Origin of the sequence: Pedococcus sp. KACC 23699 (genome assembly GCF_045348425.1) — a bacterium.
Classification (GTDB): domain Bacteria; phylum Actinomycetota; class Actinomycetes; order Actinomycetales; family Dermatophilaceae; genus Pedococcus.
The window spans coordinates 1,336,062-1,349,684 of sequence record NZ_CP157483.1 but is presented as its reverse complement, the minus strand read 5'-3'; the positions used below and the strand labels follow the sequence as shown (position 1 = coordinate 1,349,684).

Here is a 13,623-nt window from a genome sequence, read left to right as displayed (position 1 = left end):
GTCAAGGGGTGGCGGTCGCCGAGGGCGTCGCCGTGGGGGCGAGCGTCGCATAGTAGCCGTTGGGGGGGAGCACCGGGACGGTGACGACGGCGGTTGCGGCATGCGGTGACTGCACGGTGAGCTTGATGACGTCGCCGGGGCTGACGGGCACCGACGGGAGCGTCACCTGGGAGTCCCCGGAGAGCCGCGCCTGGGAGTAGCCCGCCGCCTGGGCGTAGACCGGCTGGGCCTGGGGGAGGGCGAAGGCGATGCGCTGGGTGTCGGCGCCGGTGTTGGACACCGCGGCCGACAGGACGCCGGGCTGGTCCTTGCCGGAGCTGATGACGACCAGGTCGCGCAGCTGCACGGCGCCGAGGTCGACGGCGACGCCGTCAGGCGCCGAGTACGGCTCGTCGGTCTGGATCGGCGACTGGGTCTGGCACGCGGACAGGGCCAGAGCTGCACCGAGTGCAGCCACCGGGGCGAGTCGACGCAGGGGCGAGGGGCGGCCTGCGGAGCGGGCGGCCAGCGGGGTTCGGCGCATCACGGGGACAGACTACCGGCCGGCTGCTCAGGAGTGCGCACCCGTGCGCGTTGCACGTAGAGCCATCTTCTGTCAAGACCGAAAACACTGCCCCACAACGCATTTGCATGCCTCTGACCAGCGCAAACGTGAACGCGACTGCTTTCCTGTCCCCGGCGTGCCGTGATATTCTGAGGGTCGCGAAAGGGGAAAACAGCACATGGTTTTCAAGGTCGGCGAGACGGTCGTGTACCCCCACCACGGGGCTGCACTGATCGAAGAAATCAACACCCGCACGATCAAGGGCGAGGAGAAGATCTACCTCAAGCTCAAGGTCGCCCAAGGTGATCTGACGATCGAGGTCCCCGCAGAGAACTGCGAGGACATCGGCGTGCGTGACGTCGTCGGACAGGAGGGCCTGGACAAGGTCTTCGCGGTCCTGCGCGCCCCCCACACCGAGGAGCCGACGAACTGGTCGCGCCGCTACAAGGCCAACCTCGAGAAGCTCGCCTCCGGCGACGTGATCAAGGTGGCCGAGGTCGTCCGCGACCTGTGGCGTCGGGACAAGGACCGTGGCCTGTCGGCCGGCGAGAAGCGCATGCTGGCCAAGGCGCGCCAGATCCTCGTCTCCGAGCTGGCTCTGGCCGAGAAGACGAACGAGGACAAGGCCGAGGCCATCCTCGACGAGGTTCTCGCGTCCTGAGCACCGCCGTCATCCTCGTGGCCGGTGGTCAGGGGACACGGCTCCGGGCCGCCCAGCCCAAGGCGTTCGTCGACCTCGACGGAACGTCACTGCTCGAGCACGCCGTGACTCGAGCGCTCGGGGCGCCCGAGGTGTCCCACGTCATCATCGTCGCGCCCGTCTCCCACCTCAGGGAGGCGGGCGCGGTTGCGTCCCGAAGCGCTCGCCCGGACGACGTCGACGTCGTGTCCGGCGGTGCGGAGCGCACCGACTCGGTCGCCGCGGGCCTCGCGGCACTGCGACCGGAGGACGGCATCGTGCTCGTGCACGATGCCGCCCGCTGCCTGGCCCCGTCCACGCTGTTCACCCGCCTGGTCCACGAGGTGCGTTCAGGTCACCCTGCCGTGGTCCCTGGCCTGCCCGTCACCGACACCATCAAGCAGGTCGACGCCGAGGGCGTCGTGGTGGCCACTCCCGACCGCGGGCGGCTGCGCGCCATACAGACGCCGCAGGCGTTCCTGCGCGAGGTCCTCGAGCACGCCCACGCCTCGGGGGCTCAGGCCACGGACGACGCGGCGCTGTTCGAAGCCGTCGGTGGGCACGTCCGGGTCGTCGACGGTGACCGGTTGGCCTTCAAGGTGACGACGCCCGACGACCTCGCCACCGCCAGGCGCCACCTCGAGGACGCCTGAGCGAGCGACCCTCCGCCCCCGCAGCCCAGGTCAACGGGTGAGGGCCGCCACGACCTCATCCCACGGCACCACGGGCTCGGCCGGCATCGGTGCGTGGAGCGTGCTGATCCACCCGTCGACGAGGCGTCCACGCTCGACGAGCAGGTCCGGGACGAAGGTCGGCGTGGGAAAGCCCGCACGCCAGACGGCCTTGGCGCTGCCCCAGTTGCCCGCGTGCGCCTCCCAGCGCACGGTCTCGAACCCGAGCTCCTCGAAGGCATGTCCCACGACGACGCGCACGGTGTCGGACATGACGCCGCGGCCACGGAAGTCCTGGTGCGTGGCGAAGCCCAACGAGCCCGCGCCGCTGTCGACGTCCATGATCCGCAGGTCGATGGACCCGGCATAGGCACCGTCCACCTCGATGGCCCAGCAGATCTGCTCGGGCGAAGGAGCGGTGAACTCCGTGACGTAACCGAGGGCCATCTCCCGGGTGTACTCCAACGGGATGGTCGTGAACGACCGGGCCAACGGGTCCACCGCCCGCTCGAACACCCCGTCGGCATCGGACTCCCGGTGCGGGCGCAGGGTGACGAGGTCTCCGGTCAGGACGGGGATGGTCAGGGGCTCGGTCATGCGCGGCAACGCTAGTGGTGCCGCGCCGGTGGTTCATCCGCTTTTGCGCGGTGGTGGTTGGATGACGCCATGGTGCCTCCCGGTATGCCGCGCACGGGGATCGGTGTGGACGTCCACGCCTTCTCGACCGACCCGACCCGCGAGCTGTGGGTGGCGGGTCTGCACTGGCCCGGCCTGGGCCTCGACGGGCACTCGGATGCGGACGTGGCCTGCCATGCCGCCTGCGACGCGTTGTTCTCGGCTGCCGGGATCGGTGACCTGGGCATGCACTTCGGCACGGACCGGCCGGAGCTCGCCGGAGCCGCTGGCCGCACCCTGCTGGCCGAGGCGGCCAGGTTGGTGCGCGAAGCCGGGTTCGAGATCGCCAACATCGCCGTCCAGGTCATCGGCAACACCCCGAAGGTCGGGACGCAGCGCCACCTCGGGGAGCAGGTGATGTCGGCCGCCGCCGACGCCCCGGTGTCGCTCAGCGGCACCACCACCGACGGGCTCGGCCTCACTGGCCGCGGGGAGGGTGTCGCCGCCATCGCGACCGCGTTGGTCTACCCGGCCTGAGCCGGGCGCCCCGAAGGTGCCCGGGACGTCATCGCGCCCAGGACGAGGAGCACCAGCCCGGCGGTGGTCAGCACCCAGATCCCGGCGTTCAGCCAGGAGATCATCTGGATGCGTTCGTACAGGCTGGTGCTGCCGGACCTGACCAGCCACTGGTTGACGCCGAGCCCCGCGACCCGCGCCGCGGCGAGCAGGGCCAGGCCGCCGGCGGTGCGCTGCGCCCAGGCGGTGGCCCCTCCTCGTCGCAGCACGAGGACCGCCGCGGCGACGAGCAGCAGGATGCCCAGCAGGTCGAGGGCATTGACCCCGCCCAGGTCGAATGGTCCGCGCATGTGATCCCCCTCGGTGCAGTGCCGGCCACCGTAGCGTGAACAGGACGGCCTCGGGCCCGGACCGTCGTACGGTCCGGGCCCGAGGGTCCGTGTCGTGCTGGGTGTTCGGCGTCAGTGCTGGCTGGACCCGCCGTCGGCGCGGTCTTGCCCGTCGTGCCCGCCGCCGTTGCTGTCGCCGTTCTCGTCACCGTTCTCGTCACCGTCGCGACGGGCTCCGACCGCCACCGCCCGCGCCAGGTCGGAGACCTTGGCGTCACGCGGTGACAGCGGGGCCAGGCCCCACGAGTGCTCGATGGTGGCGAGGATCGAGGTGGTGTCGTAGCTGGAGTGGCTGACTCCCGAGTGGTTCATGCCGGTCGAGAGCACCAGCGCGGGGATGCGGGTGCCGGGGCCCCAGGCGTCGGCCTTCGGCGGGGCGACGTGGTCGTAGGACCCGCCGAACTCGTCGTAGGTCACGACCACGAGGGTCTTGTCGGCCTGCGGGCCGCTCGTGATGGTCTTGAGCAGGTCGACGAGGTGGTCGCTGCCGGTGTGCTCGCTGGCGTACCCGGGGTGCTCGTTCTCGGAGCCGTAGGGCTTGACGAACGAGACCTGCGGCAACGTGCCGTTCTTCGCCGACGCGATGAAGTTCTTCTCGTCCTGCAGGTGCGAACGGCCGGGGGCGCCCGCGGCGTAGTTGGCAAAGTAGTTGAACGGCTGGTGGTGGTACTGGAAGTTGCCACCCGGGTGGCCGGCGACGGCATCGTCCCAGCCCCCCGAGTACCAGTTCCAGCTCACGCCCCTGGCGCTGAGGCGATCACCGATGTTGGGGTACTTCGAGTCGTCGATCAGCGGGATCTTCGCGCCGTTGCCCGACGGGATCGAGGACGGCTGCACGGTGTTGACCGCGTAGTCGCCGCATGCCTTGACCGCGTCGTTGGAGCCGTCAGCGCACTTCTGCGTGAGCTGGCCGTCGACCACGGACCCGGTGGGGGTGTACAGCGGGTACTTGGTGACCATGCCGTTGCTGTCCAGCACCGAGCTCTTCGCGCCGAGTGCGCCGGCGGAGGTGTCGAGCGGCGCGCGGGCCGAGATGAGGAACTGGTGGTTGAGGAACGAGCCACCGAACGCGCCCTGGAAGAAGTGGTCGGCCAGGACGTAGTGGGGGGCGTCGTGCGAGTGGAGGTACTGGTAGATCGGCAGGGCCTTGGTGTCGTACCGCCCCATCGTCAGACCTACGGCGTCGGACCCCGTGACGTAGCGGTCCTGCTTGCCGCCGTCGAGCTGGTACTGCTCCTGGTAGAAGCGGTGCACCTGGTCACGGGTGCAGCCGCCGGGAAGCCCGCTGCCCTTGGCCAGGCCGTTCGGGGCGTAGACGCCCTCGGGGGCGCAGGTGGTGTCCGAGGGCTTGATGAACGTGTCGATCGTGAAGGCGCGGTTGGTGAAGTTGCTGGCAGCCACCCCGTGCCCTGCGTCCTGGCAGGTGTTCGGCTGCGGGGGCGTGGTGAGGTTGACGTCGTCCTGCAGGAGGCAGCCGTAGGCAGTGCCGTCCTGGGCGACCTGCTTCACCGCGGGCGCCTGGACGCCGTCCACGCGGTCGTCACCGACCTTGCCCCAGCCGCCGTACAGGTTGTCGAACGAGTGGTTCTCCTCGTAGATCACCACGAGGTTGGTGTAGCCACCGGGCAGGGCGCCCCGGCTGGTGTGCCCGTGGTGGTGGGCGGCCGTCGCGGCGACCGCGGTGCCCGGCAGGGCCGCCGCCGCACCGGCGAGCAGCAGGGCGCCGAGGGCGGTGGGGGTGCGTCTGTTCACGAAGTTCCTCCTGGGTGCAGGGTGCGCGTGAGGCGCACCGTGCCAACCTTTCGGACCGGCTCGGTGCACCCCCTGACAGATGTCACGGGTGGGAGTGAACAGTCGGCAAAGCGTGGGTGCGCCCCGCCGGTCAGACGGGGGATCAGTCGCGGCTCGCGGCCACCCGTGACAGCGGCAGGCCGAGGCGTACCCGGGTGCCACCCTCGGCTCGGCGCCCCACCTCGAAGGAGGCCCCGGCCACCTGGGCCCGGTTGCGCATACCGGCGAGGCCGAGGTGCCCCGGGCGGTCGCCGTCCTCCCCCTCGGCAATGCCACGTCCGTCGTCGTCGACGGTGACCACGGCCTCCTCGGCGTCCACGGCGAGCTCGACCACGACCACGCCGGCCTCGGCGTGCTTGCGTGCGTTGACCAGGGCCTCTTTGACGACGCGGTGGATGATCACCCGCTCCGCCTCGGGGACCGGCAGGTCGGTCTCGCCGATGACCCTGACCTCGACATCGGTGCCGGAGAAGACGAACGCGGCCGCCCCCTTCACCGCCTCCGCCAGGCTCGTCGCCTCGGGGAGCGACTCGAGGTCGAACAACAGGTTGCGCAAGCGCTCGGTGGCGGTCGAGACGATGTCCTGCAGCATCGCGACGTCGGACACCGTCGCCGGCGCCTCGGCGGCAAGACGCCGGCGGAGCAGTCCCAGGCGCAGGTCCACCGCAGCCAGGGCCTGGACGGGGTCGTCGTGGACGTCACCGGCGATGCGGGCCCGTTCCTCCTCCTGGGCCTTGACCAGACGGTGCAGGAGCCGGGCGCGCTGGTCGGCGAGGTCGTGCAGGGCGCGTTCGTTGCTTCGACGCTCGCTGATGTCGCGCTGGATGGTCGCCACGACCGTGCCGCCCTCCTCGGAGGTGTCGGGCACGACGAAGGTCGAGACCTCCACGGGCACCGGGGGACTGCCGTCGACGGGCACGACCTCGGCCTCTCCGGCGAACCGTTGCCGGCGCAGCAGCTCGGGCCAGCGCGTGCCGAAGGTGGTCGGTCCGACGCCGGGCACGATCTGGGAGACGTGCAGGCTCGTCACGTCGTCGGAGCCTGCGACCGCGAGCATGCGGCGCCCGGCCGGGTTGAGGTAGATGAGCCGACCGCTCGCCCCAGCCATGCCGATCAGCTCGCCGGAGGCCTCGATGAGCGACCTGAACAGGTGCAGGTCCACGCTGGCGACGCCCAGCACCCGGCGGGCCTCCACCTGGACCGACCGCACCGTGAGCAGCCCGCGCGTGAGGGCGACGGCGCCACCGACCAGGTAGCAGGCAATGGCAGTCCAGACGGCCGGGATGACGAATCCGGTGAGGCCGAGCACGGCGAGCAGCATCACCATGACGGCGGCGGGCACGAGCACGCCCGACGCGAGGTCGGCGGCGGGCAGCTCACCCGTGCGGCGCGCTCGCGCCTGCGTCCGTCGCGGTGCCTGCCCGACGAGGGTCACCGATGCCGCCACCATGACCGTCCCGATCATGGAGAGTGCGCTCACCCATGTCCCCGGTCGCCACGCGCCCTCAGCCAGCAGCACGAAGTAGGTCACGTCGACCGCGACCACGGCGAGGACGCCCGCGAGCAAGACCAGGTCCGAGCGCGTCACCCGGGAGCGGGCGGTGGTGAGGACCGCGGCACCGGCCACCATCAACGCGCTGTCGAGCGCCGGGTAGACGATGTTCATCACGACCGCCGAGGGGGGCGCGCCGGTGGCCAGGGTGCGCATCGGGCCATCGAGGGCGTTGACGGCCAGTCCGAGGGCGACGAGCGACACGCTGATGCCGTCCAGCACGACCAGGGACCCACGTCGCCGCGACAGGTCACGCAGCCGCAGCGCGAGGGCGGCGAAGAGGGCGACGGACGAGGCCACCCAGGCGGCGTCCGCCCAGGAAGGGTACGTCGGCACGTGCCCGAGACCCAGGGTTGTCAGCGAGATGTCGAAGCCGACGGCCCGCATCACCAGGAAGGCAACGACGAGCCAGGTCGTCGCGGCAGCGGTGCGCCGCTGCCTGGTGCCGACCAGTGCGACCACGGCGACGAGCGCGACCGCGGTGTAGGCGCCGCCGTTGAGCCAGCCGTCGAAGCGCAGATCGAACCCCGGCCGTGGACGGACACCGGGCAGGGTCCAGACGGTGTAGGCGGCCACGAGCGCCAGCGCGAGCCCCAGCAGGGCACGGGCCCAGACCCGCGTGGGGCCGCTGGCGGCATCGGTTCTGGTGTCGGTCTCGGTCGTGGTGCTCATTGCTCGACCCCCCGTCGGGCAGCGGCCGCGCGGACGCCTGTGGGACGCACCCTAACCTCCTGCCGGCACCGCCCGCGCGACGGACGACCTGCGGGCCGCGCTCGGCAGCAGCCGCACGGAGCTGCTGCGCGGTTCGGCTCGCAGAGCCCGCGCCGGTAGCCTTGCGCCCGTGAGTCTTCGCCTGTACGACACCGCCGCGCGCCAGCTGCGCGACTTCACCCCCCTCGTGCCGGGCAAGGTGGGGATCTACATCTGTGGGCTCACGACCCAGAGCCAGCCCCACATCGGCCACGTGCGCTTCGCCGTCGCCTTCGACGTGCTGCGCCGCTGGCTCGAGGGCCGCTACGGCTACGACGTCTCCCTGGTCCGCAACGTCACCGACATCGACGACAAGATCCTCGCGAAGTCGGCCGACGCCGGCGAGGAGTGGTTCGCCCTCTCCTACCGGAACGAGGTCGCCACGGCCGCGGCCCTGTCCTCGCTCGGGGTGCTCCTGCCGACCTACGAGCCGCGGGCCACCGGCCACATCCCCGAGATGGTCGAGCTGATGCAGACCCTGGTCGAGAAGGGCCACGCGTATGCCGCGCCCGACGAGAGCGGTGACGTCTACTTCGACGTCAAGAGCTTCCCGGAGTACGGCTCACTGACGCACCAGAAGATCGAGGACATGGAGGCGGCGCAGGACGCCGACCCGCGCGGCAAGCGCGACCCCCGGGACTTCGCCCTGTGGAAGGGCCGCAAGGAGTCCGAGCCCGCCACCGCCTCGTGGCCGACCCCGTTCGGCGTCGGACGTCCCGGCTGGCACCTCGAGTGCTCGGCGATGGCTCGCAAGTACCTCGGCGACGCCTTCGACATCCACGGCGGTGGCGTGGACCTGCGCTTCCCCCACCACGAGAACGAGCAGGCGCAGTCGCATGCGGCCGGACTGGGCTTCGCGAACTTCTGGCTGCACAACGCCTGGGTCACCCTCGGCGGCGAGAAGATGAGCAAGTCGCTCGGCAACAGCCTGGTCGTCTCGGAGGTCACCAAGGTCGCGCGCCCGCTGGCGCTGCGCTACTACCTCACCGCCGCGCACTACCGCTCCACCATCGACTTCTACGAGGGCTCGCTGCGCGAGGCCGAGGCCACGGTCGAGCGCATCGAAGGCTTCCTCACCCGCGCCCTGCGGGCGCTGCCCGACGGCACGTCCACCACCCCGGACCCCACCGCCGTGCCGGAGGCGTATGCCGCCGCGATGGACGACGACCTCAACGTCAGCGGCGCGCTCGCGGTCGTCCACGACACCGTGCGGGCCGGGAACACCGCGCTCGACGACGGTGACGAGGATGCGCTGGCAACGGCGTTCGCGGCGGTCGTCGCGATGACCGACCTCCTGGGGGTCAACCCGCTCGACCCGCAGTGGGGCGTCGACACGACGTCGGGATCCGGCGATGCGCAGGGCGCCCTCGACACCCTCGTGCAGGTCCAGCTCGACGCCCGGGCCGCCGCCCGAGCGGCGCGCGACTTCGCGACGGCGGACGCGATCCGCGACCAGCTCGGTCTGGCCGGCATCGTCATCGAGGACACCGCGTCGGGAGCGAACTGGTCGCTGGCCCGACGGGACAACGAAGAGACAGGCGACATCTGATGGCAGGCAACTCACAGCGCCGCGGCGCGATCCGCAAGGGCGCGTCCAAGAAGGGCGCGTCGGTCGGCTCCGGCGGCCAGCGTCGTCGTGGTCTCGAGGGCAAGGGGCCGACGCCTCGCGCCGAGGACCGCCCCAACCACAAGGCCCACAAGATGGCCAAGGCCGCTTCCAAGAGCGGTGGTCCGTCGGCCCCGCGCAGCTCCGGCCCGCGTGCCGGCAGCTCCCGTCGTGGCGGCAAGGCGTCCAGCGAGATCGTCGCCGGCCGCAACTCCGTGGTCGAGGCGCTGCGCGCAGACATCCCGGTGACGACGATGTACGTCGCGGGGCGCATCGACGCCGACGACCGCGTGCGCGAGGCGCTGAAGATGGCCACTGCCAAGGGGATCGCGATCCTCGAGACGCCTCGTGGCGAGCTCGACCGCCTCACCGACGGCGCCGTCCACCAGGGCCTGGCGCTGCAGGTGCCGCCCTACGAGTACGCGCACCCGCAGGACTTCATCGACCCCCAGGTCCCCGGTATCCCGCTGGTCGTCGCCCTCGACGGCATCACCGACCCGCGCAACCTGGGGGCGATCATCCGCTCCGTCGCCGCCTTCGGTGGTCACGGTGTCGTGGTGCCCGAGCGTCGTTCGGTGGGGATGACCGCCAGCGCGTGGAAGACGTCCGCCGGCGCGGCGGCCCGGGTCCCGGTGGCCTTGGCCTCCAACCTGACCCGTGCGCTGGAGGAGTACCGCAAGGCCGGCTTCTTCATCCTCGGCCTGGACATGGACGGCGACGTCGAGCTGCCCGGGTTGGCGCTGGCTACCGAGCCGATCGTCATCGTCGTCGGCTCGGAGGGCAAGGGCCTGTCCCGGCTCGTCAGCGAGACCTGCGACCAGATCGTCTCGATCCCCATGGCGGCCACGACGGAGTCCCTCAACGCCGGCATCGCCGCCGGCGTGACCCTGTACGAGGTGGCTCGGCGCCGCGCCGAGGCCAAGCAGGCCTGACCGGCCCACACCGACGCGTGCCGAATCGGCCCAAAGGGGTAGGCCATCCGCTAGCGTTCGCGGGGCCGCGCCCAAGGGGGGAGCGGCTCGCCTCGAAGGGATCGACCCATGTCTGACTACGGCACTCCGCCGCCGCCTCCGCCCGCGCCCGGCTACAACGCGCCCGCTGCAGGTGGCACTCCGCCGCCGAACTACCTCGTCTGGGCCATCCTCAGCACCATCTTCTGCTGCCTGCCTTTCGGCATCGCCTCGATCGTCTTTGCCGCCCAGGTCAACGGCAAGTGGGCTGCCGGTGACGTCGCTGGTGCGCAGGACTCCTCGGCCAAGGCGAAGAAGTTCGCCATCTGGGGGGCGGTCGCCGGCATCATCGTCGGTGTCATCTACGGCATCCTCATCGCCGCGGGCGTCATGTCTGGGATCAACTCCGGCACCACCAGCCCGTGACCATCCAGCACGCCGCGCACCTCGACCTCGTGGGTCGGGTGCGCGGCGTGCTGCTGCCCGTGGCGTCCGCCGGAGCGGCCCTCGCCGGTGGACTTGTGGTCGCTCTCGTCGACCCGAACGAGGCAGGGCACTACCCGACCTGCCCCTTCCTGGCCCTGACCGGTGCCTACTGCCCGGGATGTGGCTCCCTGCGGGCGATCCACGCACTCGCGCGCGGCGATGTCGCCACGGCCATGGCGCGCAACCCGTTCGCGGTCGTCGCCCTCGTCGGCCTGGTCGTCGGCTGGGTCCTGTGGACGTGGCGGCTCTGGAACGGACGTCGCCGGACCTGGGTCGTCCCGGCCTGGGCGATCCACGCCTTCCTTGCTGCCGTCATGGCTTTCTGGGTGCTGCGCAACGTCCCGGGCTGGACCTGGCTCTCGCCGGCCTGACCCGGGTGGCCCTGCTGGACCTGGCCGGCTCAGGACCGGGGGACGCGGACGACCACGGTGTCGAGGATCTTGTCGGCGAACGTCTGCCGCTTGCCGTCCCACAGCGGCCAGAGGTAGCCGATGTAGGCGAAGCCGTCCACGACGTGGCACAGGTCGCGCACGAACGCCATACCGGCACCGATGGGCTGCCCCGTGCGCTCGCCCACGAGCTTGATGCCCAGGACCTTCTTGCCGACGCTCTGCCCCGTGCGCCCCTGCTTGAAGGCGCGGTTCCAGATCTGGATGCCCAGCATCAGCAGCACCCCCGCGACGACGAGGATCACGCCTGTGACGACCAGGCCGGTGTTGGTCGGATCCGGTGCGCTGTCGAGGGTGTCGGCGTCGTACCGGTTGCTCGAACCCGTGCCGGCGCCCACGGTGATGAGGACGAACCCGATGACGTAGGGGACCAGTCCCACGAGCGCGATGACCGAGTCGATGAGGTAGGCCCCGACCCGGGTGCCCCAGTCGGCCAACGGGCCCCACGGACCGTCGAACGGTCCCGCGACCGGCCGCGGCGGCGGCGGGGCCACGTCGTAGGGCGTCGGCCCGCCGACGGCGTCGGCCGCGGGCGGCGGCTGGAGGTAGGGCGAGGGCTGCTGCGGCTGGTCGGTCATGCGGATCCCGTCGAACGATGGTCCGCCTGATCGATCGGCGGGGTTCGTCCCACGCTAGTGGGGCCGTGACACTTCGGAGGTGGTCTGGCCCCAGGTGACGGGCGCGTCCTCCTGCGGCGCGGCAACGGGGACGGCGTGGGCGACGACGGTGCCCATGATCTTGTCGGCGAAGGTCTGCTTCTGGCGGTCCCACAGCGGCCAGAGGTACCCGAGGTAGAGCACGCCGTCGACGATGTGGACCACCTCGCGCAGGAACGAGGTGCCGGCGCCGATCGGGGTCCCGGTCCGCGCGCTGACGAGGTAGATGTTCAGGGCGGCCTTGCCGACGCTCTGGCCGGTCCGGCCCTGCTGGAGGCAGCGGTTCCAGATGAACGCGACGATGGCGAGGACGGAGCCGAGCAGCATCAGACCGGCGGACAGCAGCAGGGTGCCGAGATCCACGGACGACGCGGCGCCCGGCTGCTCGGACAGGACGCGCAGGCCCGGGGATGCGTCGAGGAGGACGGCAAGCCCGACGAAGTACGGCAGGTAGGCCACGAGGTAGACGAGCGAGTCGATGAGCCGCGCCGCGGCCCGGCGACCCCAGCTGGCCATGGGCACCCACTGCCCCGAGGTCACCCCGCCGCCGTTGGCCAACGCGTGTTGCTGCTCCATCGCCTTCTCCTGCCGCCCCGACCCGCCCCCGGGTCCGGCGCACAACCTAGCGCCCGGGTGCGGTGCCCGGGGCGGGATTCAGGAGTCTCGAGGTGTGCCGGCCCCGGTGGCTCCAGCGGGCCGGTCGAGGGTCACTGGTCGTCGAACATGGCGACGACCGGCATCTCGACCGTGTCGACGCCGACGACGGTGGCCTCGTCGGGCTTGGTGGGCAGCACGGTGGCGACGTAGTCGCGGATGGCGTCCTCGATGGGCACGTCGTGGCCGGCCCGTTCGGACATGTACCAGCGGTGCTCGAGCACCTCGTGGAAGAGCTCGGCCGGCTCCAGCTTGGCGGCCATGTCGCGCGGCACGGTGCGGGTGATCGGCTCGTAGATCCGGGCCAGCCACTCGTGGGCCACGATCTCCTCGTCGTCGTTCTGCCGGTCGGTGCCGGCGCGGTAGGAGTCGAGGTCGTTGAGCAGGCGGCGCGCCTGGTTCTCCTCGACGTCGAGCCCGGTCAGGCGCAGCAGGCGACGGGAGTGGTGGCCGGCATCGACGACCTTGGGCTGGATCTGGATCGTCGTGCCGTCGAAGTCGGTGGAGATGGCGAGCTCGTCGACGTCGAAGCCGAGCTCGTTGAGCCGGCGGATGCGTTCGTCGACGCGCCAGCGGTCGCCGCGCTCGAAGCGCTCGAGGCCGGTGAGCTCGTCCCACAGCTCGGTGTAGCGCGTGACGATGCGGTTGGACGTGTCGACGGCGTCGGTGCCGGCCTCCAGGAAGCCTCCGGCCTCGAGGTCCATCAGCTCCCCAGCGATGTTGACGCGCGCGATGTCGAGGTCGTGGTCGCGCTGGCCGTCGGTGAGCGACTGGTGCAGCTCGCCGGTCTCCGCGTCGACGAGGTATGCGGCGAACGCGCCGGCGTCGCGCCGGAACAGGGTGTTGGACAGGGACACGTCGCCCCACCAGAACCCGCTCAGGTGCAGCCGGACGAGGAGCACCGCCAGGGCGTCGATGAGGCGCGTCGAGGTCCCTTCGCGCAGGGACTGGCTGAACAGCGCACGGTAGGGCAGCGAGAACTGCAGGTGCTGGGTGATCAGGCAGGCGTCGAGGGGGTTGCCCTCGCGGTCGAGTCGGCCGCTGACGACGCCGAACGGCTCGACGCAGGGCACCTCGATCTTGTTGAGCACCCGCAGCATCTGGTACTCGCGGACCGCGATGTCGGCCTTGATCTCCTTGACCGCGAGCACGCGGCCGGAGAGCTTGACGAAGCGGACGACGTGGCGCGAGATGCCCCGGGGCAGCGCGGCGAGGTATTCCTCCGGCCAGGTCTCGAGCGGGAGCTCCCACGGGAGGTCGAGCAGCGCCGGGTCAGGCCGGGATGCGGTGATGTTCAGGGCCACGAGCCCATGCT

Annotated in this window: 15 protein-coding genes; 7 read left to right on the top strand and 8 right to left on the bottom strand. The window is 71.2% G+C overall.

From position 1 onward, the window contains the following. Position 1: 1 nt before the first annotated feature. A complete protein-coding gene (locus tag ABEG17_RS06245; RefSeq protein ID WP_406832418.1) occupies positions 2-526 on the bottom strand; it encodes a hypothetical protein in 525 nt (174 codons plus the stop codon). 196 nt (positions 527-722) lie between these two features. Here ABEG17_RS06245 and ABEG17_RS06240 point away from each other — a divergent pair, with 196 nt between their 5' ends. Together ABEG17_RS06240 and ispD are read left to right on the top strand one after the other, a co-directional pair. Further along, positions 723-1,205 (top strand): CarD family transcriptional regulator, encoded by a 483-nt coding sequence (locus ABEG17_RS06240; RefSeq protein ID WP_056884891.1) that lies wholly within the window; start codon positions 723-725, stop codon positions 1,203-1,205. A gap of 17 nt (positions 1,206-1,222) precedes the next feature. After that, the gene (gene ispD, locus ABEG17_RS06235; RefSeq protein ID WP_406832417.1) at positions 1,223-1,876 is read left to right on the top strand and encodes a 2-C-methyl-D-erythritol 4-phosphate cytidylyltransferase; all 654 of its coding nucleotides are present in this window, start codon (positions 1,223-1,225) and stop codon (positions 1,874-1,876) included. 30 nt (positions 1,877-1,906) lie between these two features. Here the strand turns inward: ispD and ABEG17_RS06230 are convergent, their stop codons facing one another. Then, positions 1,907-2,491 (bottom strand): GNAT family N-acetyltransferase, encoded by a 585-nt coding sequence (locus tag ABEG17_RS06230; protein WP_406832416.1) that lies wholly within the window; start codon positions 2,489-2,491, stop codon positions 1,907-1,909. A 69-nt stretch (positions 2,492-2,560) separates the two neighbouring features. Here ABEG17_RS06230 and ispF point away from each other — a divergent pair, with 69 nt between their 5' ends. Next, positions 2,561-3,046, top strand: coding sequence for a 2-C-methyl-D-erythritol 2,4-cyclodiphosphate synthase (gene ispF, locus ABEG17_RS06225; RefSeq protein ID WP_406832415.1), 486 nt, complete (start codon positions 2,561-2,563; stop codon positions 3,044-3,046). On the opposite strand, the gene ABEG17_RS06220 is transcribed toward ispF, so the two are convergent. From ABEG17_RS06220 to ABEG17_RS06210, 3 genes are all read right to left on the bottom strand, one after another. Then, positions 3,034-3,375: a hypothetical protein gene (locus tag ABEG17_RS06220; protein WP_406832414.1), complete on the bottom strand. Its 342-nt coding sequence runs from the start codon at positions 3,373-3,375 to the stop codon at positions 3,034-3,036. The two genes, ispF and ABEG17_RS06220, sit on opposite strands and share 13 nt — an antisense overlap. A 111-nt stretch (positions 3,376-3,486) precedes the next feature. Continuing rightward, positions 3,487-5,166: an alkaline phosphatase family protein gene (locus ABEG17_RS06215; protein ID WP_406832413.1), complete on the bottom strand. Its 1,680-nt coding sequence runs from the start codon at positions 5,164-5,166 to the stop codon at positions 3,487-3,489. A 142-nt stretch (positions 5,167-5,308) separates the two neighbouring features. Beyond that, positions 5,309-7,429 (bottom strand): ATP-binding protein, encoded by a 2,121-nt coding sequence (locus ABEG17_RS06210; RefSeq protein WP_406832412.1) that lies wholly within the window; start codon positions 7,427-7,429, stop codon positions 5,309-5,311. A 169-nt stretch (positions 7,430-7,598) separates the two neighbouring features. On the opposite strand from ABEG17_RS06210, the gene cysS reads away from it, so the two are divergent. From cysS to ABEG17_RS06190, 4 genes are all read left to right on the top strand, one after another. Beyond that, on the top strand, positions 7,599-9,056 hold the full coding sequence (gene cysS / locus ABEG17_RS06205) for a cysteine--tRNA ligase (RefSeq protein WP_406832411.1): 1,458 nt from the start codon (positions 7,599-7,601) through the stop codon (positions 9,054-9,056). Next, entirely contained in the window at positions 9,056-10,045 is a 990-nt protein-coding gene (gene rlmB / locus ABEG17_RS06200; RefSeq protein ID WP_406832410.1) for a 23S rRNA (guanosine(2251)-2'-O)-methyltransferase RlmB, read from the top strand. Before cysS ends, rlmB begins: the two co-directional genes overlap by 1 nt. A 108-nt stretch (positions 10,046-10,153) precedes the next feature. Continuing rightward, complete coding sequence (locus ABEG17_RS06195) at positions 10,154-10,489, top strand: CD225/dispanin family protein (RefSeq protein WP_406832409.1); 336 nt, start codon at positions 10,154-10,156, stop codon at positions 10,487-10,489. Beyond that, entirely contained in the window at positions 10,486-10,920 is a 435-nt protein-coding gene (locus ABEG17_RS06190; RefSeq protein ID WP_406832408.1) for a DUF2752 domain-containing protein, read from the top strand. The genes ABEG17_RS06195 and ABEG17_RS06190 overlap by 4 nt, the downstream gene beginning before the upstream one ends. A gap of 29 nt (positions 10,921-10,949) precedes the next feature. Here the strand turns inward: ABEG17_RS06190 and ABEG17_RS06185 are convergent, their stop codons facing one another. The 3 genes from ABEG17_RS06185 to ABEG17_RS06175 all read right to left on the bottom strand — a co-directional run bounded on the left by ABEG17_RS06185 (position 10,950) and on the right by ABEG17_RS06175 (position 13,612). Continuing rightward, the gene (locus tag ABEG17_RS06185) at positions 10,950-11,576 is read right to left on the bottom strand and encodes an RDD family protein (RefSeq protein ID WP_406832407.1); all 627 of its coding nucleotides are present in this window, start codon (positions 11,574-11,576) and stop codon (positions 10,950-10,952) included. A 54-nt stretch (positions 11,577-11,630) separates the two neighbouring features. Beyond that, a complete protein-coding gene (locus ABEG17_RS06180) occupies positions 11,631-12,230 on the bottom strand; it encodes an RDD family protein (protein ID WP_406832406.1) in 600 nt (199 codons plus the stop codon). A gap of 131 nt (positions 12,231-12,361) precedes the next feature. Beyond that, positions 12,362-13,612, bottom strand: a complete 1,251-nt coding sequence (locus ABEG17_RS06175) for a DUF4032 domain-containing protein (RefSeq protein WP_406832405.1) — start codon at positions 13,610-13,612, stop codon at positions 12,362-12,364. Positions 13,613-13,623: the final 11 nt, after the last annotated feature.

Bases quoted from the DNA above. Each gene is read 5' to 3' on its own strand.
- ABEG17_RS06210 (WP_406832412.1), bottom strand. From the start codon at position 7,429: ATGAGCACCACGACCGAGACCGACACCAGAACCGATGCCGCCAGCGGC.
- ABEG17_RS06180 (WP_406832406.1), bottom strand. From the start codon at position 12,230: ATGGAGCAGCAACACGCGTTGGCCAACGGCGGCGGGGTGACCTCGGGG.
- rlmB (WP_406832410.1), top strand. From the start codon at position 9,056: ATGGCAGGCAACTCACAGCGCCGCGGCGCGATCCGCAAGGGCGCGTCC.
- ABEG17_RS06230 (WP_406832416.1), bottom strand. From the start codon at position 2,491: ATGACCGAGCCCCTGACCATCCCCGTCCTGACCGGAGACCTCGTCACC.
- ispF (WP_406832415.1), top strand. From the start codon at position 2,561: ATGGTGCCTCCCGGTATGCCGCGCACGGGGATCGGTGTGGACGTCCAC.
- ABEG17_RS06195 (WP_406832409.1), top strand. From the start codon at position 10,154: ATGTCTGACTACGGCACTCCGCCGCCGCCTCCGCCCGCGCCCGGCTAC.
- ABEG17_RS06240 (WP_056884891.1), top strand. From the start codon at position 723: ATGGTTTTCAAGGTCGGCGAGACGGTCGTGTACCCCCACCACGGGGCT.
- ABEG17_RS06185 (WP_406832407.1), bottom strand. From the start codon at position 11,576: ATGACCGACCAGCCGCAGCAGCCCTCGCCCTACCTCCAGCCGCCGCCC.
- ABEG17_RS06220 (WP_406832414.1), bottom strand. From the start codon at position 3,375: ATGCGCGGACCATTCGACCTGGGCGGGGTCAATGCCCTCGACCTGCTG.